The sequence below is a fragment of the Pseudomonas sp. R3-57 genome, assembly GCF_051132065.1.
Lineage (GTDB): Bacteria > Pseudomonadota > Gammaproteobacteria > Pseudomonadales > Pseudomonadaceae > Aquipseudomonas.
Map to the genome: position 1 here is coordinate 2207314 of NZ_CP071655.1, position 18267 is coordinate 2225580.

General features: G+C 58.3%; 15 protein-coding genes and 4 tRNA genes. 15 read left to right on the plus strand and 4 right to left on the minus strand.

Going from position 1 to position 18267, the window contains the following annotated elements; genetic code table 11:
* The first annotated feature begins 38 nt into the window (after positions 1–38).
* The 3 genes from J3P93_RS10105 (at position 39) to J3P93_RS10115 (ending at position 1222) form a co-directional block, all read left to right on the plus strand.
* A complete protein-coding gene (locus J3P93_RS10105; protein ID WP_434597045.1) occupies positions 39–710 on the plus strand; it encodes a peptidase C39 family protein in 672 nt (223 codons plus the stop codon).
* 90 nt (positions 711–800) lie between these two features.
* On the plus strand, positions 801–1004 hold the full coding sequence (locus J3P93_RS10110; protein ID WP_208940565.1) for a DUF6021 family protein: 204 nt from the start codon (positions 801–803) through the stop codon (positions 1002–1004).
* A gap of 11 nt (positions 1005–1015) precedes the next feature.
* A complete protein-coding gene (locus tag J3P93_RS10115) occupies positions 1016–1222 on the plus strand; it encodes a hypothetical protein (RefSeq protein ID WP_208940566.1) in 207 nt (68 codons plus the stop codon).
* A gap of 52 nt (positions 1223–1274) precedes the next feature.
* Here J3P93_RS10115 and pbpG read toward each other — a convergent pair whose 3' ends face one another.
* On the minus strand, positions 1275–2213 hold the full coding sequence (gene pbpG, locus J3P93_RS10120) for a D-alanyl-D-alanine endopeptidase (protein ID WP_203418675.1): 939 nt from the start codon (positions 2211–2213) through the stop codon (positions 1275–1277).
* A gap of 229 nt (positions 2214–2442) precedes the next feature.
* Complete coding sequence (gene folD, locus J3P93_RS10125; RefSeq protein WP_434597048.1) at positions 2443–3297, minus strand: bifunctional methylenetetrahydrofolate dehydrogenase/methenyltetrahydrofolate cyclohydrolase FolD; 855 nt, start codon at positions 3295–3297, stop codon at positions 2443–2445.
* A gap of 274 nt (positions 3298–3571) precedes the next feature.
* On the opposite strand from folD, the gene J3P93_RS10130 reads away from it, so the two are divergent.
* The 10 genes from J3P93_RS10130 (at position 3572) to J3P93_RS10175 (ending at position 12965) form a co-directional block, all read left to right on the plus strand.
* Positions 3572–3648 (plus strand) — tRNA-Arg (locus J3P93_RS10130).
* A gap of 32 nt (positions 3649–3680) precedes the next feature.
* A tRNA-His gene (locus J3P93_RS10135) sits at positions 3681–3756 on the plus strand.
* Between the two features lie 57 nt (positions 3757–3813).
* Positions 3814–3898: transfer RNA gene (locus tag J3P93_RS10140), tRNA-Leu, on the plus strand.
* 76 nt (positions 3899–3974) lie between these two features.
* Positions 3975–4050 (plus strand) — tRNA-His (locus J3P93_RS10145).
* 400 nt (positions 4051–4450) lie between these two features.
* On the plus strand, positions 4451–5761 hold the full coding sequence (gene tig / locus J3P93_RS10150) for a trigger factor (protein WP_434597050.1): 1311 nt from the start codon (positions 4451–4453) through the stop codon (positions 5759–5761).
* 91 nt (positions 5762–5852) lie between these two features.
* Positions 5853–6488, plus strand: coding sequence for an ATP-dependent Clp endopeptidase proteolytic subunit ClpP (gene clpP, locus J3P93_RS10155; RefSeq protein ID WP_007951559.1), 636 nt, complete (start codon positions 5853–5855; stop codon positions 6486–6488).
* Positions 6489–6599: 111 nt separating this feature from the next.
* Positions 6600–7883 (plus strand): ATP-dependent Clp protease ATP-binding subunit ClpX, encoded by a 1284-nt coding sequence (gene clpX / locus J3P93_RS10160; RefSeq protein WP_016775335.1) that lies wholly within the window; start codon positions 6600–6602, stop codon positions 7881–7883.
* 163 nt (positions 7884–8046) lie between these two features.
* On the plus strand, positions 8047–10443 hold the full coding sequence (lon, locus tag J3P93_RS10165; RefSeq protein ID WP_434597052.1) for an endopeptidase La: 2397 nt from the start codon (positions 8047–8049) through the stop codon (positions 10441–10443).
* 149 nt (positions 10444–10592) lie between these two features.
* Positions 10593–10865, plus strand: coding sequence for an HU family DNA-binding protein (locus tag J3P93_RS10170; RefSeq protein WP_003183171.1), 273 nt, complete (start codon positions 10593–10595; stop codon positions 10863–10865).
* Positions 10866–11093: 228 nt separating this feature from the next.
* The gene (locus J3P93_RS10175) at positions 11094–12965 is read left to right on the plus strand and encodes a SurA N-terminal domain-containing protein (RefSeq protein ID WP_434597054.1); all 1872 of its coding nucleotides are present in this window, start codon (positions 11094–11096) and stop codon (positions 12963–12965) included.
* A 667-nt stretch (positions 12966–13632) separates the two neighbouring features.
* On the opposite strand, the gene J3P93_RS10180 is transcribed toward J3P93_RS10175, so the two are convergent.
* A complete protein-coding gene (locus tag J3P93_RS10180) occupies positions 13633–14838 on the minus strand; it encodes an MFS transporter (protein ID WP_434597056.1) in 1206 nt (401 codons plus the stop codon).
* A 117-nt stretch (positions 14839–14955) separates the two neighbouring features.
* On the opposite strand from J3P93_RS10180, the gene J3P93_RS10185 reads away from it, so the two are divergent.
* Positions 14956–15855, plus strand: coding sequence for a LysR family transcriptional regulator (locus tag J3P93_RS10185; RefSeq protein ID WP_434597058.1), 900 nt, complete (start codon positions 14956–14958; stop codon positions 15853–15855).
* A gap of 92 nt (positions 15856–15947) precedes the next feature.
* Positions 15948–16814, plus strand: coding sequence for a DUF2242 domain-containing protein (locus J3P93_RS10190; RefSeq protein ID WP_434597060.1), 867 nt, complete (start codon positions 15948–15950; stop codon positions 16812–16814).
* A gap of 410 nt (positions 16815–17224) precedes the next feature.
* On the opposite strand, the gene J3P93_RS10195 is transcribed toward J3P93_RS10190, so the two are convergent.
* Positions 17225–18265, minus strand: a complete 1041-nt coding sequence (locus J3P93_RS10195) for an AraC family transcriptional regulator (RefSeq protein WP_434597062.1) — start codon at positions 18263–18265, stop codon at positions 17225–17227.
* Between the last annotated feature and the right edge of the window lie 2 nt (positions 18266–18267).

Sequence of the window (18267 nt, forward strand, 5' to 3'; positions counted from 1 at the left end):
CCGGAACACGATGACCGGCGTCTGAACAGAGAGTGATGATGGTCCAGCTATTTTCCCGAGTGTGTGCGGCTCTGCTCATTGCCGTCGGTGCGGCAGTTTTGAACGGTTGCGCAGGTACTGTGGCGCCGGAGGTCAAGCGTCTGCCGGAGCGGGTCGAGTTGAGCGGCACGTTCTATCGTGGCGAAGCCAATCAGAGCGGGCCGCAGGTGCTGGCCAGCCTGCTGTCGCAGCAAGGCATCGTGATCACCCCGGGCCTGCTGGAAAAGCCGTTGCAGTTGCCGGGCGCCGAAGACAAGTTGCAGCGCAACATTGAAAACCTCGCTCGTGAATACGGCATGCTGGTCTACCCGCTGGACAGCAATCTGCCAGCGCTGTTGACCCAGGTAGCTGCCGGTTATCCGGTGATGGTGCGCTTTAGCGAAGGTTCGGCGTTCTGGGCCGAGCCGCGCTATGCGATTCTTTCCGGCTACGATCGCAACAAGCAGAACGTGCTGCTGCGCGCCGGGATGAACCGTCGGCAACTGATGAGTTTCAGTGCCTTCGAGTCGGCGCTGGAAAAGTCCGGCGGCTGGGCCATTCTGATCCAGAAACCTTCGCAGATCCCTGCAGCCGTTGACCCGCAGCGCTGGCTGAAAGCAGCCGATGCGCTGGCCCAGGCCGGTCAGGAAAACGAAGCGGCGCAGGCGCGCAAGGCGCTGGCGGCACACTGAGCTCCGTTCGTCACTTGCCGGGCACGACTGCGTCCGGCTCGCCTCCTATGCGTAGAGCCCGTGATTTTGCGGGCGCACCAGGAGGCGCACATGGCAGATTCATCCCCGAAAGGCCCACATTCATCTGAACATTCCTCTGGCGATGATCTGGGGTTCGATCCGGATTCGCCCGATCTCGATGATCCGCAGGTAGACCCGGTCGGCCCGGCGAAGGCTCCGCTGGACGAAAAGCCCGACGATGAGCAGCGCAAACCCGGCAAAGCCTACGACCCGTTGGGCGATCTGAAACCCTGAACGAGGTGCGTATGAGTACCGATTCAAGCTTCGATGACCAGAAACCGGACAGCGTGCCGACCACGCCCGAGTCAGACGTCGACCCGGTGCTCGATCCGGACAGCCCGATGCGTGACCCGTTGGCGCGGCCTAATGTGCTGACCCCCGAGCCGTCCCGGGATCCAGCTGCGGGCGATGGCATCCCCGATGACGACAAGATGCCGCTGCCCAACGATTGATCTGGCAGACGAAAAAAAGCCCCGAAAATCGGGGCTTTTTACTGTGTGATAGCTATTTAGACGCTTCAACCACGCCGCTCTGGCGCGACTTGAGGTTTTTCTGTGCCTTGTACTGCTGCGCGACTGCCGGCACCGCCGCGCTGCGACCGGTTTCCATCCAGCTGCGAATGCGGCTGGCGTCGGCAAAATGCGTGTACTTGCCGAATGCATCGAGGATCACCAGCGCCACCGGACGGTTGGCCATTCTGGTCACCAGCACCAGGCAATGACCGGCGGGATTGGTGAAGCCGGTCTTGGTGATCATGATGTCCCAGTCAGCCTTGTTGACCAGGTGGTCGGTGTTGCGAAAGCCCAAAGTGTAATTGGGCTTGCGGAAGGCGACGGTTTTTTCCTTGGTGGTACTGAGCTGGCTCAGCAGCGGGTGCTTGTGCGCTGCAACCAGCAATTTGCTCAAGTCGCGGGCGGTGGAGACGTTGCGCTCCGACAGGCCCGTTGGCTCAACAAAGTGTGTGCTGGTCATGCCCAGCATCTTGGCCTTGGCGTTCATTGCCGCGATGAACGCGGCGTAGCCACCCGGGTAGTGGTGGGCGAGGCTGGCGGCCGCGCGGTTTTCCGAGGACATCAGGGCAATCAGCAGCATTTCGCGCCGCGGCAGTTCGCTCTTGAGTTTGACTCGGGAAAATACGCCCTTCATTTCCGGGGTGTTGCTGATGTCGACATTGATCCATTCGTCCATGTTCTGCCGCGCTTCAACCACCACCAGTCCGGTCATCAACTTGCTGACGGAGGCGATCGGCACGATCACGTCAGGGTTGCTGGAGTAGATGACTTTGTTGGTCTGCATATCCATCAGCAGGGCGCTGCCGGAGGCGATCTTCAGGGTCGAGGCATCGCGTGGGGCAGCGGTGGTTTCCGCAGCGTTGATCGTTGGCGTGATGAATGTGCCTGTGAATGCGAAAAACAGGCTCAGGATCGAAAGACGAATTTTCACGCGGGCGAACTCATAAAGGTTGGATATTCCGTTAGTTTGTAACGGGTTATTTCTTCAAAGCGTCGCATTCTAGGAGTATGGCTGAAGATCTGTCGATGGTTGTTTGAACGACCTGAAAATCTCGTGAAAAGGCCTGTAAAAAGAGGGGTTTCCGGCGAACGGTTACAGTTTTTTCTCAAACAATAAAAAACCCGCACAAGGCGGGTTTTTTCAACGCTGAAAATGTCACTCAGGCGTGCAGGGTTTCTGCTGCATAAAGCGTGTTTTCCAGCAGGCAGGCACGGGTCATCGGGCCGACGCCGCCGGGCACCGGAGTGATCCAGCCAGCGCGGGGCAGGGCGGTTTCGTAGACAACGTCACCGACCAGTTTGCCGTCGTCCTGACGGTTGATGCCGACGTCGATCACGATCGCGCCTTCCTTGATCCACTCGCCCTTGACCAGGCCCGGCTTGCCGGCGGCGACAACCACCAGATCGGCGCGGCCGACGTGGCCGGCCAGGTCCTTGGTGAAGCGGTGAGTCACGGTGACGGTGCAGCCGGCCAGCAACAGTTCCATCGCCATCGGGCGGCCTACGATGTTGGACGCGCCAACGACCACGGCGTCCATCCCGTACAGATCGGCACCGGTGCTTTCCAGCAGGGTCATGATGCCCTTGGGGGTGCATGGGCGCAGCAGCGGGATGCGCTGGGCCAGGCGACCGACGTTATACGGGTGGAAACCGTCGACGTCTTTGTCCGGGCGGATGCGCTCCAGCAGTTTCGACGCGTCGAGATGCTCGGGCAGTGGCAGCTGCAGCAGGATGCCGTCGATTGCCGGGTCGTCGTTGAGGCGATCGATCAGATCGGTCAGCGCGACTTGCGTGGTGTCGGCGGGCAGGTCGTAGGCTTGAGAGAGGAAGCCAACCTCTTCACAGTCTTTACGCTTGTGCGAGACATAAACCTGAGAGGCAGGATCGCTGCCGACCAGGATCACCGCGAGGCCGGGCGTGCGCAGGCCTTGCTGGCGACGCTCGGCAACTCGTTGGGCGATCTGCTGGCGCAGGCTGGCGGCGATCGATTTGCCGTCGATTAGTTGTGCAGTCATTGCGCGTGATTAACCATCGAGAGGGGAAAAAATGAGAGCGCATTCTCGCATGTCGAGCGGTGAGGGCAAAGGCGCTTGGTCAGTAAATTCCTCTAACTCCTTTAATTAAATGAATTTTTTTCAAAAAGGATTTGACGACCTTCGGAGCCCTCTATACTATTCGTCGCACTTGTCGGGCACAGCCTAGCACTGGTTAAGAAGGTGAAGCGGAATCAAGGTTCTGCGGCACTGGAAAGCACTTAGTTTGTAGTCCTTAAGAGTACAGATTAATAAGGCGCCCGTAGCTCAGCTGGATAGAGCATCCGCCTTCTAAGCGGATGGTCGCAGGTTCGAGTCCTGCCGGGTGCGCCATTAGGCAGCATTGGCACAAGTAGCGCGATATGGTGGGCGTAGCTCAGTTGGTAGAGCACGGGATTGTGACTCCCGTTGTCGTGGGTTCGATCCCCATCGTCCACCCCATATTTCGAAAGGCGCCAGATGTAACAGTCTGGCGCCTTTGCTTTAAAAGCTTCATCCGCGGATGTGGTGGAATTGGTAGACACACTGGATTTAGGTTCCAGCGCCGCAAGGCGTAAGAGTTCGAGTCTCTTCATCCGCACCAATCAAAGCTTCATTCAAGTCTTCGGGCGGGTGAGGTTCAACAAAGAAGTTGTTTGGCTTTTTTGTTACGCAATATGGTGGGCGTAGCTCAGTTGGTAGAGCACGGGATTGTGACTCCCGTTGTCGTGGGTTCGATCCCCATCGTCCACCCCATATTTCGAAAGGCGCCAGATTTAACAGTCTGGCGCCTTTTTTGTTTTAGCGCTTTTGAAATCCGGTCTGGCCGGTTTCGTGGTGCAAGGGCAGGGCGCTTCGTCGTAATCATGTTGCTCGATGATGCTGCGCTGCCTGGCGTACTTGCTCGCAAGTGCGGCCGTCGGGGAGTGACTGGCAGTCTCTTCTATATATAGAAGCGGTGGTGCAGAGCCCTGGCGTGAAAGTTTGTATTCGTCTGCGGAGCGCTCTGCTTTGATGCATCGCTCCGAATAAACTGCCTGCTGTTTTTTTACCCGTTTTCCGTAGGGTGACTTCTTGAGTTTGACCCACTAGAATGCATGCCCTTGATTCTGGGGTCGGAAACGGCCGGCTAACGTCTGTGCAACGAGGAATATCCATGCAAGTTTCTGTTGAAAATACTACTGCTCTCGAGCGCCGCATGAGCGTCACCGTGCCGGCTGAGCGCATCGAGACTCAGGTCAACAAGCGTCTGCAGCAGACTGCCCAAAAGGCCAAGATTGCTGGCTTCCGTCCAGGCAAAGTGCCAATGAGCGAAATCAAGCGCCGTTTCGGTGCCGATGCTCGCCAGGAAGCAGTAGGCGACGTGATCCAGTCGTCGTTCTACGAAGCTGTGGTTGAGCAGAAGCTGAACCCGGCAGGTTCGCCGTCGATCGAGCCAAAATCGCTCGAAGCTGGCAAAGACCTGGAATACGTTGCTGTATTCGAAGTGTTCCCTGAGTTCACCGTTGCCGGTTTCGAAGGCATTACCGTTGAGCGCCTGAGCGCCGACGTGTCCGACGCTGACCTGGACAAGATGCTCGACATCCTGCGCAAGCAGAACACCCGTTTCGAAGTGGCCGATCGCGCTGCGCAGAACGAAGACCAGCTGAACATCGATTTCGTTGGCAAGGTTGACGGCGAAGTGTTCGCTGGCGGTTCCGCCAAGGGCACTCAGCTGGTACTGGGCTCCGGCCGCATGATCCCGGGCTTCGAAGAAGGCCTGGTTGGCGCCAAGGCCGTTGAAGAACGCGTTCTGAACCTGACCTTCCCAGAGGACTACCAGAACCTCGACCTGGCGGGCAAAACCGCTGAGTTCACCGTTACTGTGAACACGGTGTCCGAGCCTAAGCTGCCTGAGCTGAACGAAGAGTTCTTCGCGCAATTCGGCATCAAGGAAAGCGGCATCGACGGTTTCCGCACCGAAGTTCGCAAGAACATGGAGCGTGAACTGCGTCAGGCGATCAAGTCCAAAGTAAAAAATCAGGTAATGGACGGTCTGCTGGCCACCAACCCGATCGAAGTGCCAAAGGCGCTGCTGTCCAACGAAGTTGATCGTCTGCGCGTGCAGGCTGTTCAGCAGTTCGGTGGCAACATCAAGCCTGACCAACTGCCGGCCGAGCTGTTCGAAGAGCAAGCCAAGCGCCGCGTCGTGCTGGGCCTGATCGTGGCTGAAGTGGTCAAGCAGTTCGACCTCAAGCCTGACGAAGCCCGCGTTCGCGAGATGATTCAGGAAATGGCTTCGGCTTACCAGGAGCCTGAGCAGGTCGTGTCGTGGTACTACAAAAACGAGCAGCAACTGAACGAAGTGCGTTCGGTTGTGCTGGAAGAACAAGTTGTGGATACTGTTCTGCAGAAAGCTAGCGTGACCGACAAATCGGTCTCTTACGAAGAAGCGGTCAAACCGGTAGAAGCTCCAGCAGCCGACTGATTGTTTTTGCGTTAGAAGTACACACATAAGCCAGCCTTCGAGCTGGCTTATGCGTATTCAAGACATAACTATTTGGGAGTGACTGCAGAGCATGTTCCGTAATTCGTATATTCAGCAGAACTCTGATATCCAGGCCGCTGGCGGCCTGGTCCCGATGGTTGTCGAGCAATCTGCTCGTGGCGAACGCGCCTATGACATCTATTCGCGCCTGCTCAAGGAGCGAGTGATCTTTCTGGTGGGTCCTGTAGAGGACTACATGGCCAACCTGATCTGTGCGCAACTGCTGTTCCTTGAAGCGGAAAACCCGGACAAGGACATCCATCTCTATATCAACTCCCCGGGCGGTTCGGTGACTGCAGGCATGTCGATCTACGACACCATGCAGTTCATCAAACCCAACGTATCGACCACTTGCATCGGTCAGGCATGCAGCATGGGCGCGTTCCTGCTTACCGCAGGTGCCCCGGGCAAGCGTTTCTGCCTGCCGAACTCGCGCGTGATGATTCACCAGCCACTGGGCGGTTTCCAGGGCCAGGCGTCGGATATCGAAATCCACGCCAAGGAAATCCTCTTCATCCGCGAGCGCCTGAACACGCTGATGGCCAAGCACAGCGGCCGTACTCTGGAAGAAATCGAGCGCGACACCAATCGCGACAATTTCATGAGTGCAGAAGCGGCGAAGGAATATGGCCTGATCGACGAAGTGATCAACCAGCGCCCAGCTTAAAATAAGCAACGCATAGAGGCCTGGTCGGCAAGTCCGATCAGCAGCGGGCTTGAAAAAGCCCGCAATAGCCTTCATCTTGTGTTGCAAGCCTATCGGATTTGGATCGAACGAATGACTGACACCCGCAACGGCGAGGACAACGGCAAGCTGCTCTATTGCTCCTTCTGTGGCAAAAGCCAGCATGAAGTGCGCAAATTGATTGCCGGCCCCTCGGTCTTTATCTGCGACGAGTGCGTCGACCTGTGCAATGACATCATCCGCGAGGAGGTGCAGGAAGCCCAGGCCGAGAGCAGCGCGCATAAATTGCCTTCGCCTAAAGAAATCAGCGGCATCCTTGACCAGTACGTCATTGGTCAGGAGCGTGCGAAAAAGGTTCTGGCCGTAGCGGTGTACAACCACTACAAGCGGCTGAACCAGCGTGACAAGAAGGCTGACGACGTCGAACTCGGCAAGAGCAACATCCTGCTGATCGGCCCGACAGGCTCCGGTAAAACCCTGCTGGCCGAAACCCTGGCCCGCTTGCTGAACGTTCCGTTCACCATCGCTGACGCAACCACCCTCACTGAGGCCGGTTATGTGGGCGAAGATGTCGAGAACATCATTCAGAAGCTGCTGCAGAAGTGCGATTACGACGTGGAGAAGGCCCAGATGGGCATTGTCTACATCGATGAAATCGACAAGATTTCGCGCAAGTCCGACAATCCGTCGATCACCCGCGATGTATCCGGTGAAGGCGTGCAGCAGGCCTTGCTCAAGTTGATCGAAGGCACGGTCGCTTCCGTTCCGCCGCAAGGTGGCCGCAAGCATCCGCAGCAGGAATTCCTGCAGGTCGACACCCGTAACATCCTGTTCATCTGTGGTGGTGCGTTCTCCGGTCTGGAAAAGGTTATTCAAAACCGTTCCACCAAGGGCGGCATCGGCTTCAACGCAGAAGTGCGCAGCAAGGAAGAAGGCAAGAAAGTCGGTGAATCCCTGCGTGAAGTCGAGCCTGACGATCTGGTCAAGTTCGGTCTGATCCCGGAATTCGTCGGTCGTCTGCCGGTCCTCGCGACGCTGGACGAACTCGATGAGGCTGCGTTGATGCAGATTCTCACCGAACCGAAAAATGCTCTGACCAAGCAGTATGCCAAGCTGTTCGAGATGGAAGGCGTCGATCTGGAATTCCGTTCCGACGCACTGAAATCGGTCGCCAAGCGTGCCCTGGAACGTAAAACCGGTGCCCGTGGCCTGCGCTCGATTCTCGAAGGTGTACTGCTCGACACGATGTATGAAATCCCCTCGCAGTCCGAGGTGAGCAAAGTCGTGATCGATGAAAGCGTGATCGAAGGCAAGTCCAAGCCACTGTATATCTATGAGAACAGTGAGCCGACCGCCAAGGCAGCTCCGGACGCGTAAGCGTCCACCCTGTCGCAGTAAAGAAGGGGCCCTCGGGCCTCTTTTTTTTTATCTGGTTTTTTACAGCCGCATTGCGCTTGTTTTTTTTCAAGGCAGCCCCCATCTTGGTTTCAAGTTCAATTCCATCTGATTACGGCCCTATGGCCGCCGTAGAGGCGAAATCATGAAGACAACCATCGAATTGCCTCTCTTGCCATTGCGTGATGTCGTGGTTTATCCGCACATGGTTATCCCGCTGTTCGTGGGGCGCGAGAAATCCATCGAAGCCCTCGAGGCCGCGATGACGGGCGACAAGCAGATCCTGCTGCTGGCCCAGAGAAACCCGGCTGACGACGATCCCGGTGAAGATGCTCTCTATCGCGTAGGTACCGTCGCCACTGTTCTGCAACTGCTCAAGCTGCCTGACGGCACCGTCAAGGTGCTGGTCGAAGGTGAACAGCGCGGTACGGTCGAGCGCTTCAGTGAAGTCGACGGCCACTGCCGCGCCGAAGTTTCGCTGATTGAAGAAGTCGACGCCGCCGAACGCGAGTCCGAAGTGTTCGTGCGCACCCTGCTGTCGCTGTTCGAACAATACGTCCAGCTAGGCAAAAAGGTCCCGGCTGAAGTCCTGTCGTCGCTTAACAGCATCGATGAGCCGGGGCGTCTGGTCGATACCATGGCCGCGCACATGGCGCTGAAAATCGAGCAGAAGCAGGAAATCCTCGAAATCGTCGACCTGTCGGCCCGCGTCGAACATGTGCTGGCGCTGCTGGATGCCGAGATCGACCTGCTGCAGGTCGAGAAACGCATCCGTGGCCGCGTCAAGAAGCAGATGGAACGCAGCCAGCGCGAGTACTACCTGAATGAGCAGATGAAGGCCATTCAGAAAGAACTCGGCGACAGCGACGAAGGCCACAACGAAATCGAAGAACTGAAAAAGCGTATCGACGCTGCCGGTCTGCCGAAAGACGCCCTGGCCAAGGCCACTGCCGAACTGAACAAGCTCAAGCAGATGTCGCCGATGTCCGCCGAAGCCACCGTGGTGCGCTCGTACATCGATTGGCTGGTGCAGGTGCCGTGGAAGGCGCAAAGCAAGGTGCGTCTGGACCTGGCGCGCGCTGAAGACATCCTCGATGCCGATCACTACGGTCTGGAAGAGGTCAAGGAACGCATCCTCGAGTACCTCGCCGTACAGAAACGCGTGAAGAAAATCCGTGGCCCGGTGTTGTGCCTGGTCGGTCCTCCGGGTGTGGGTAAAACCTCGCTGGCAGAGTCGATCGCCCACGCCACCAACCGCAAATTCGTGCGCATGGCCCTCGGTGGCGTGCGTGATGAAGCGGAAATCCGTGGTCATCGCCGTACCTACATCGGTTCGATGCCGGGAAGATTGATTCAAAAGATGACAAAAGTGGGTGTGCGCAACCCGCTGTTCCTGCTCGATGAAATCGACAAAATGGGCAGCGACATGCGTGGCGACCCGGCGTCGGCGTTGCTGGAAGTGCTCGATCCGGAGCAGAACCACAACTTCAACGACCACTATCTGGAAGTCGATTACGACCTTTCCGATGTGATGTTCCTGTGCACCTCGAACTCGATGAACATTCCGCCGGCGCTGCTGGACCGGATGGAAGTCATCCGTCTGCCGGGCTACACCGAAGACGAAAAGATCAATATCGCCGTCAAATACCTATCGCCAAAACAGATTGCCGCGAACGGTCTGAAGAAGGGCGAGCTGGAATTCGACGCTGAAGCGATCCGCGACATCATCCGTTATTACACACGCGAAGCCGGTGTACGTGGCCTCGAGCGCCAGATCGCCAAGGTCTGCCGCAAGGCCGTGAAAGAGCACGCGATGGAAAAACGCTTCTCGGTGAAAGTGACAGCCGATCTGCTCGAGCATTTCCTGGGCGTGCGCAAGTTCCGCTACGGTCTGGCCGAACAGCAGGACCAGGTGGGGCAGGTGACTGGCCTGGCCTGGACTCAGGTCGGTGGTGAATTGCTGACCATTGAAGCGGCAGTGATTCCGGGCAAAGGGCAACTGATCAAGACCGGTTCGCTCGGTGATGTTATGGTCGAATCGATCACTGCCGCGCAGACTGTGGTGCGCAGCCGCGCCAAGAGCCTGGGCATTCCGCTGGACTTCCACGAGAAGCGCGACACGCACATTCACATGCCTGAAGGCGCCACGCCGAAGGACGGTCCGAGCGCTGGTGTCGGTATGTGCACCGCGCTGGTTTCGGCATTGACCGGCATTCCGGTGCGCGCCGATGTTGCCATGACCGGTGAGATCACGTTGCGTGGTCAGGTGCTGGCCATCGGTGGTCTGAAGGAAAAACTGCTCGCGGCTCACCGCGGCGGAATCAAGATCGTGATTATTCCGGAAGAGAACGTGCGCGATCTGAAGGAGATTCCTGACAATATCAAGCAGGATCTGCAGATTAAACCGGTTAAATGGATTGACGAGGTCCTGCAAATTGCGCTGCAATACGCGCCGGAGCCCTTGCCGGATGTGGCTCCGGAGATAGTTGCCAAGGACGAAAAACGTGAGTCTGACTCTAAGGAAAGAATTAGCACGCATTAATAGGCTTTTGCCTGGGTGGCTTCCTTGACAGTTTTTTAGAGCCCTTGTTATAAAGCGGCTCTTAAGTGTCTGTAGGCCATTCAGCACTCGTTTTTGCTTTCACCAAAAAAACTTAGAATCATCTCAAAATAGATATAAGGGGACTTAGAGTGAACAAGTCGGAACTGATTGATGCTATCGCTGCATCCGCTGATATCCCGAAAGCTGCTGCTGGCCGTGCGCTGGACGCTGTAATCGAATCCGTCACTGGCGCTCTGAAGGCTGGCGACTCCGTTGTTCTGGTTGGTTTCGGTACTTTCTCCGTGACGGACCGTCCGGCGCGTACCGGTCGTAACCCACAGACCGGCAAGACTCTGGAAATCCCGGCTGCCAAGAAGCCAGGTTTCAAAGCCGGTAAAGCACTGAAAGAAGCTGTTAACTGAGTTTCAGGTTTTTACCCATCCGGGTCGGGGTCAAGCCTGACTTGGCAGCGGAGCGGTAGAGCAGGCCACTGAGAAAGTCGCCTGTAACGCCGGGATCGAGGGTTCGAGCCCTGTCCGCTCCGCCAGTTACGAGAAGGCGCATCCTCGGATGCGCCTTTCTTCTATCCGGATTCTACCCACGCTCCACGGTTGCCTAAATATTGAAGTTCAACCGTTTCTGGGGGACGCATGCTGCAGAATATCAGGGACAATTCACAAGGCTGGATTGCCAAGACCATTATCGGAGTCATCGTTGCACTGATGGCTTTGACCGGTTTCGATGCCATTTTCCAGGCCACGACTCACAAGAATGAGGCGGCCAAGGTCAACGGCGAAGAAATCAGCCAGAACGAGCTGAGCCAGGCCGTTGACATGCAACGCCGTCAGCTGATGCAACAGTTGGGCAAAGACTTCGATGCTTCCTTGCTCGATGAAAAAATGCTCCGCGAATCGGCCCTCAAGGGTCTGATCGATCGCAAGCTGCTGTTGCAAGGTGCCGAACAGGCCAAATTCGCTTTCTCCGAAGGTGCGCTGGATCAGGTGATCCTGCAGACGCCTGAATTCCAGGTGGACGGCAAGTTCAGCTCCGAGCGTTTCGACCAGGTGATCCGTCAACTGGGTTACAGCCGCATGCAGTTCCGCCAGATGCTGGCTCAGGAAATGCTGATCGGCCAACTGCGCGCCGGTGTCGCGGGCAGCGGTTTCGTCACCGACGCCGAAGTGCTGGCATTCGCCCGTCTGGAAAAACAGACCCGTGATTTCGCCACGCTCAACGTCAAGGCTGACCCGGCAGCGGTGAAGCTCACCGACGACGAGGTCAAGGCTTACTACGATGAGCACGCCAAAGAGTTCATGACCCCGGATCAGGTGATCATCGATTACGTCGAGCTGAAGAAGGCTTCGTTCTTCGATCAGGTCGCCGTCAAGGATGAAGACCTGCAGGCGGCGTATCAGAAAGAAATCGCCAACCTGTCGGAACAGCGTCGTGCGGCGCATATCCTGATCGAAGTGAACGACAAGACCACCGAAGCTCAGGCCAAGGCGAAGATCGACGAAGTCCAGGCGCGTCTGGCCAAGGGCGAGAAGTTCGAAGCGCTGGCCAAAGAGTTCTCGCAGGATCCGGGTTCGGCCAACAATGGCGGTGACTTGGGTTACGCAGGCCCTGGTGTTTACGATCCAGCGTTCGAAAAAGCCCTGTATTCGCTGGGCAAAGATCAAGTCTCCGAGCCGGTTCGCACCGATTTCGGTTATCACCTGATCAAGTTGCTGGGTGTCGAAGCGCCTGAAGTGCCGACTCTGGCCAGCCTGAAAGACAAGCTGACCCGCGAGCTGAAAGCCGCACAGGTCGAGCAGCGTTTCGTTGAAGCGACCAAGCAACTGGAAGACTCGGCGTTCGAGGCCTCCGACCTGGCACAGCCAGCAGCGGATCTGAAGCTGACCGTGCAGACGTCCAAGCCGTTCGGCCGTGAAGGTGGCGAAGGTATTGCGGCCAACCGTGCCGTGGTCACCGCTGCATTCAGCCCTGAAGTGATTGATGAAGGCGCCAACAGCACCGCCATCGAGCTGGACCCGGAAACCGTAATCGTGCTGCGCGCCAAGGAACACCTGAAGCCTGCGCAACTGCCGCTGGAAAGCGTGAATGCGGCGATCCGCACTCAGTTGACCAAAGAGCATGCCAGTGCCGCCGCCAAGACCCGTGCCGAGAAGCTGATTGCTGATCTGCGCGACGGCAAGGCTCCGCTGGACAAGGCGATTGACGGTCAGAGCTGGAAAGTCACCGAAGCGGCTACCCGTGGTCAGGAAGGTGTTGATCCGGCGGTGTTGCAGGCGCTGTTCCGCATGCCGAAGCCGGCCGCCAAGGACAAGCCGACCTTCAGCAGTGTGACGCTGCCGGACGGTAGCCTGATGATCGTGCGCTTGAACGGCGTTAACGAAGCGGCGGCGCCGACCGATGAAGAGAAGGCGCAATACCGGCGGTTCCTGGCTTCCCGTGAGGGGCAGCAGGATTTCGCGGCGTATCGCAAGCAGTTGGAGAGTCAGGCGGATATCGAGCGGTTCTGATTGTTGACTTGAGACATGGGAGCCCCGGCCTTTTTTAGGTCGGGGCTTTTTTTTGCGCCTTGGCGGCCTTTGGGCCGACCAGGCTCTTGGGGTTTTGGGTGAATATCCGTTGCTGCGGCGGCTGCTGATGGCGGTTTCGCCCTTACGGCGAGTCCCTTTTTCAGACGCCAAAAAGGAACCAAAAGGCTTTGCTCCTACGTTCGGCCCTCGCGGGCTCGGGTCCCTTCGCTCCGGGATCGATCCGGGCGCAGCGGCTACGGTTTGCTTCGCTGCACCTACTTCCGCTGTGTACGACTTCGTCGTACGGTCGCTGCGCTCCCACGCCCGGATCAATCCCTCCACTCAGCCTTCCGATGTCGCTGGTGACGCAAGATCAAGATCAAGGGTACTCGAGCTAACGCTCATTGTTGAGTGGTTAGAAGCGGTTGTTCGGTTTGGGGTTTGTGGTGTGGCTGCCCCTCATCGGAACGCCGCTGCCCAGCCCTCTCCCCGAGGAGAGGGAGCAGATTTGTGGGCTTTTCAAAGTTTGAGTACGACTCGGTATTTCAAGTCGGCGTACCTCTTCCAATCACCTCGGTCAGTCCCCTCTCCCTCCGGGAGAGGGCTAGGGTGAGGGGCTTTTGATTTTCGGACAGACTCAAACATTCCACGGCAATCCAGGCGGCCCCTATCCGGCAGTTGGAAATCCATGTCTGCGAGCTTTGAGCGCCACATACAGCGTCAAAACCAGCAAGCCTGCAACGATCCACGGAAATGTTCCTGCACCGAAGTCTTCAAGCAATAGGCCTCCGATCAAACCTCCGCCAGCAATCCCCACATTCCATAGCGTTACCAGCATCGATTGCGCGGTATCGGCTGCGCTGCTCGCGGTTTTCGCTGATGCGGTTTGCAATAAGGATGGCATGGCGCCGAAGGCCAATCCCCAGATGGCGATGGCGGTGTAAACCACGCTCGGCGAGTTGCGCCACAGGCCCAGCGCGAGCGCGGACAGCATGAACAGCGCGGCACTGAGCAGCACCAGTTCGCGTAGCCAGCGGTCAATCAGGAGGCCTACGATCCATAAACCGAGCACCGAAGCGAGGCCGAATACCAGCAACACCCGGTCGACCTTTGCATCAAGTCCGGACGGCTGCAGGAAAGGCGCGATGTAGGTGTACAGCAGATTGTGCGCGACCACGTAGGTAAGGGTTACAAACAACACCGGACGTACGCCGGGCCAGGTAAACACCTGTTGCAAAGGCATGCGGTGTCCCGCGCGTTCGCCGGCAAAGTCCGGTACCCACCAGCGTACCCATATCACCAGCACGATGGTCAGCCCGGTCATGATCGCGAAGCTCAGGCGCCAGCCGACCAGCGTGCCGAGCAAAGTGCCTGCGGGGATTCCCAGCGACAGCGCCAGTGGTGCACCGAGCATCGCTACCGTGATGGCGCGACCTTGCAGGTGTGAGGCGACCATTCTGCTCGCGTAACCCGCCAGTAGCGCCCAGAGCAGTCCGGCGAACACGCCGGCAATGAAACGTGCGATCAGGCTTAGCCAGTACAGCTCCGACATGGCGGTGATGCTGTTGGCAATCGCGAAGCCGCCGATTGCGGACAGCAGCAATGGTTTTCGCCGCCAGCCTCGGGTGGCGATCGTCAGCGGAATCGCCGCCAGGATCGAGCCGAACGCGTAGACGGTGATCAATTGCCCGATCAGTGCCTGGGAGACATTCAGGCCGCTGCTCATCTGCGGCAGCAGTCCGGCCGGCATGGCTTCGGTCATCACCGTGATGAATCCGGCGGTGGCCAGTGCCAGCAGGGCGGCGAGGGGTAAGCGTTCGGGTTGATCGACCGGGTGTTCGAGTGCTGCGCAAGCTTGTTGAGTATCGTTCATGAGCGGCGTCCATGTGCGAATTTGACGAGAAGCGCAGAGTAGGGCGCTGCACGGCGGGGAAAAACGGGTTATGGTTCCGAACATATCGGACATGGATGTCAGCAATCGGAGAGTCGTATGGATAGCCTTGGCAGTATTGTGGTGTTTGTTCAAGTCGCCGAGACGCGCAGTTTCACCGAGGCTGGCCGGCTCCAAGGTGTCTCATCGTCGGCGGTGGGCAAAAGCATTGCGCGGCTGGAAGCCCGACTGGGCGTGCGGCTGTTTCAGCGCACCACCCGCAGCGTTACGCTGACCAGCGAAGGCGCGATGTTTCTTGAGCGGTGCCGAAAGATCCTCGCCGAAGTCGAGGCGGCAGAATTCGAACTGTGCGACGCCTCTGCCAAACCCCACGGCAGGTTGCGCATCAGCTTGCCGCAGGTGCATGGGTTGGTGATGCCGGTCATGGCTGAGTTCATGGCGATGTTTCCGCAAATCGAGCTGGACCTGGATCTGACCGATCGCATGGTCGATGTGGTGGAAGAAGGTTTCGATGCCGTGATCCGCACCGGCAAACCCCGCGACTCGCGGCTGATGGCGCGACGATTGGGGACATTTCACATGGTGTTGGTGGCCAGTCCGGCGTATCTGCAGCAGCGGGGCGTACCGCAGACGCCGGCTGATCTTGCCGCTCATGCGTGCCTGCGGCACACCTTCCATGCCACTGGAAAACTGGAAGCCTGGCCGCTGATTCGCGAAGAGGGAGCTGCGGAGCCGACGTTGCCCGCCCGCTTGGTCAGTACCTCCATCGAAGCGGTGAGCCATGCGGCGCTGGCCGGCATGGGTATCGCCTGTCTGCCTGATTTCATGACCCGCGAGGCCGAGGCGCAAGGACGCTTGCGTCGGGTGCTCGATGCGCATCTGGAACACACCGGTGAGTTTTGGGTCCTATGGCCATCAAGTCGTCACGCCACGGCGAAATTGCGCGTATTCATCGATCATTTGGTCTCGCGACTTTTCCCCGATACGCAGATGACATAGCGTTGTAACCGTTTCACGACACTATTCCATGCGCCGCGGGGTTGCGATCTGTTGCACAATACGCCCCGGACTGTTTTCTCTCAGGATGTTCAATGTTGATTTCCACTCCCTTGCGTGTAGCCGGGTTGGCGCTGTTGTTGGCTGCCGTTGCCGGCTGTTCGAAAGACAAGCCGATGTATGAGCACGAGAACTTCGATGACTCCGGTACGTTTTCGCGCAATTATCCGGTGACGGATGTGGCCAGTTGCGAAGCGGCGCGGCGGGCGTTGCTCAGTCAGGGCTACATCATTACCAGCAGCGATCCGAAACTGGTCAGCGGGCACAAGAGTTTCCAGCAGACCGGCGATACCCACATGGAGATCAGCTTCAATGTGGTGTGCGCCGATGACGGCAGCGCCGGGCATCATGCGACGATGTTTGCCAATGCCTTGCAGGATCGTTATGCGCTGAAGAAGACCAACAACTCGGCCAGTCTCGGTGTGGGTGTGCTGGGCTCGGTTTCGATGCCGATCGGTTCGTCTGACGATTCGATGGTCAAGGTCGCCAGTGAAACGGTGACTGCGCAGAAGTTCTACGAGCGGTTCTTTACCCTGGTCGAGCAGTTCCTGCCGGCGGATGCGAAGAAGGCGGCGCATATCGAGGAGAAGCCCAAGGCTGACCTCGGTGTGCCTGAGGCGAAAGCGACGCCGGCACCGACACCTGCGCCGTTGGTGCCGACTCCGGCAGCAGAACCTGCGGCAACGCCTGCGCCTGCTGCAGAGCCTGCGCCGGCTCCGGTTGAAACGGCGCCAGTCAGTTCCGAACCGGTAGCGCCGCCGGCGGAGTCGACGCCGATCACGCCGGCGCCAGCACCCGTTGAAGACCCCGCGCCTGCGAGCGAAACCATCACACCTCCGGCGAACCCGGACATTCCACCGCCGTCCGAGCCGATTCCGGCGATGCCTGCGTCCGGTCAATAACCGCAATCCCCTGTAGGAGTGAGCCTGCTCGCGATAGCGTTAGATCAGCCAACATAATGTTGACAGGTCTGACGCTATCGCGAGCAGGCTCACTCCTACATTGATTTGGGCGCGGCTATATCTGGTTACATTCCCCTGACCATCATCCCGCGATAAATCCCCAACCACCTGCTACGTTTAATTCATGAAGGCCACGTTTCACTTTTCCTTCATACGGGCACTTTATGCTCGGGCCACAGGTCGATTGATCAGGCCATTTTTCATAGCGAGCAGTCGGGGGATTTATACGATGGATGAGTATCAGGAAGAACTGCTCGAATACCAGGCCTACGAACTGGATCAACCGGAACCCGCAGACGACGCAACCGAGCTTTAAGCTTGCAGCTTGCAGCTTGAAACTTGCAGCTGCTTCAAGCCCGTATTCGATGACTGCGGCGAAACTCGCCCGGCGTCTGGCCGCTCCAGCGTTTGAACGCTCGCTGGAATGCTTCGGCTGAAGCAAAACCGAGCAGGTAGGCGATTTCGCCGAACGCCAGTTCGGTGTCGCGGATGTAGGTCATCGCCAGGTCCCGGCGCGTGTCGTTGAGGATGGCGCGAAATTGCGTGCCTTCCTCGGCCAGTTTGCGCCGCAACGTCCAGGTCGGCAGTTTCAGGCGTGCCGCGACCTCTTCAAGATCCGGTTCGCGCCCGCCGTTGAGCAGCGGCCCAAGCAGTTGCGTGATGCGTTCGCGCAGGCTGCGGGTTCGCGTCAATTGTTCCAGCTCCCGTTCACACAGTTGCAACAGATGCCGCCAGGTACTCGGGCAATGCTCGGGGTTGCGCTGCGCAAGGCTATCCAGATTCAGGCGCAATTGGTTGCCTTCGGCGCCGAACTGGATCGGGCAATCGCCCAGTGAGCTATAGGCGTGGCGATAGTCGGGCTCGGCAAATTCGATCTCGATGCGCTCGGCTCGAAGCGGCTGACGGCTGATAGTGGAAAGCTGATTAAGCCAGCCGGCCACGATCGAATCGACGACAAAGCGGTTATAGGCGTTGTACGGGCTGATCGAATAAAAGCGCAGCCATGCACCATGGGCGTCTTCGTGAAAGCTCGATTGGCCACGATAGTTCGATCCGTACAAGGGTTCGAAACGGATCAGGCAGCGCGCAGCTTCGCGCACGGTCGGCGCTTGCGCGGCGGTGACGCCAGCGAGGCCGGCCTGGCTCAGACGACTGAGCTGGCCCATGCGCAAACCCAGCGCCGCATCGCCGGTCAACTGAGTCGCGGCATGACCCAGGCGCATGTAGCGAGGGATCGATAAGCGCGCGCCGGCTTCGGCCAGTCGCGCCGCGTCGAGGCCGTATTGTTCCAGCAGTGGCTGTGGGTCGATGCCATGGCTGCGCACGGCGTCGGCGAGGCTGTGAACGAAGCCTACCGACAGATCACCGAGGCGCATCGGTTGCGGCTTCATGG

Coding starts and splice junctions, on each gene's coding strand:
- lon (WP_434597052.1), top strand. CDS start 8,047: ATGAAGACAACCATCGAATTGCCTCTCTTGCCATTGCGTGATGTCGTG.
- J3P93_RS10180 (WP_434597056.1), bottom strand. CDS start 14,838: ATGAACGATACTCAACAAGCTTGCGCAGCACTCGAACACCCGGTCGAT.
- J3P93_RS10190 (WP_434597060.1), top strand. CDS start 15,948: ATGTTGATTTCCACTCCCTTGCGTGTAGCCGGGTTGGCGCTGTTGTTG.
- J3P93_RS10195 (WP_434597062.1), bottom strand. CDS start 18,265: ATGAAGCCGCAACCGATGCGCCTCGGTGATCTGTCGGTAGGCTTCGTT.
- J3P93_RS10185 (WP_434597058.1), top strand. CDS start 14,956: ATGGATAGCCTTGGCAGTATTGTGGTGTTTGTTCAAGTCGCCGAGACG.
- folD (WP_434597048.1), bottom strand. CDS start 3,297: ATGACTGCACAACTAATCGACGGCAAATCGATCGCCGCCAGCCTGCGC.
- clpX (WP_016775335.1), top strand. CDS start 6,600: ATGACTGACACCCGCAACGGCGAGGACAACGGCAAGCTGCTCTATTGC.
- J3P93_RS10110 (WP_208940565.1), top strand. CDS start 801: ATGGCAGATTCATCCCCGAAAGGCCCACATTCATCTGAACATTCCTCT.
- J3P93_RS10175 (WP_434597054.1), top strand. CDS start 11,094: ATGCTGCAGAATATCAGGGACAATTCACAAGGCTGGATTGCCAAGACC.
- tig (WP_434597050.1), top strand. CDS start 4,451: ATGCAAGTTTCTGTTGAAAATACTACTGCTCTCGAGCGCCGCATGAGC.
- J3P93_RS10115 (WP_208940566.1), top strand. CDS start 1,016: ATGAGTACCGATTCAAGCTTCGATGACCAGAAACCGGACAGCGTGCCG.
- J3P93_RS10105 (WP_434597045.1), top strand. CDS start 39: ATGGTCCAGCTATTTTCCCGAGTGTGTGCGGCTCTGCTCATTGCCGTC.
- clpP (WP_007951559.1), top strand. CDS start 5,853: ATGTTCCGTAATTCGTATATTCAGCAGAACTCTGATATCCAGGCCGCT.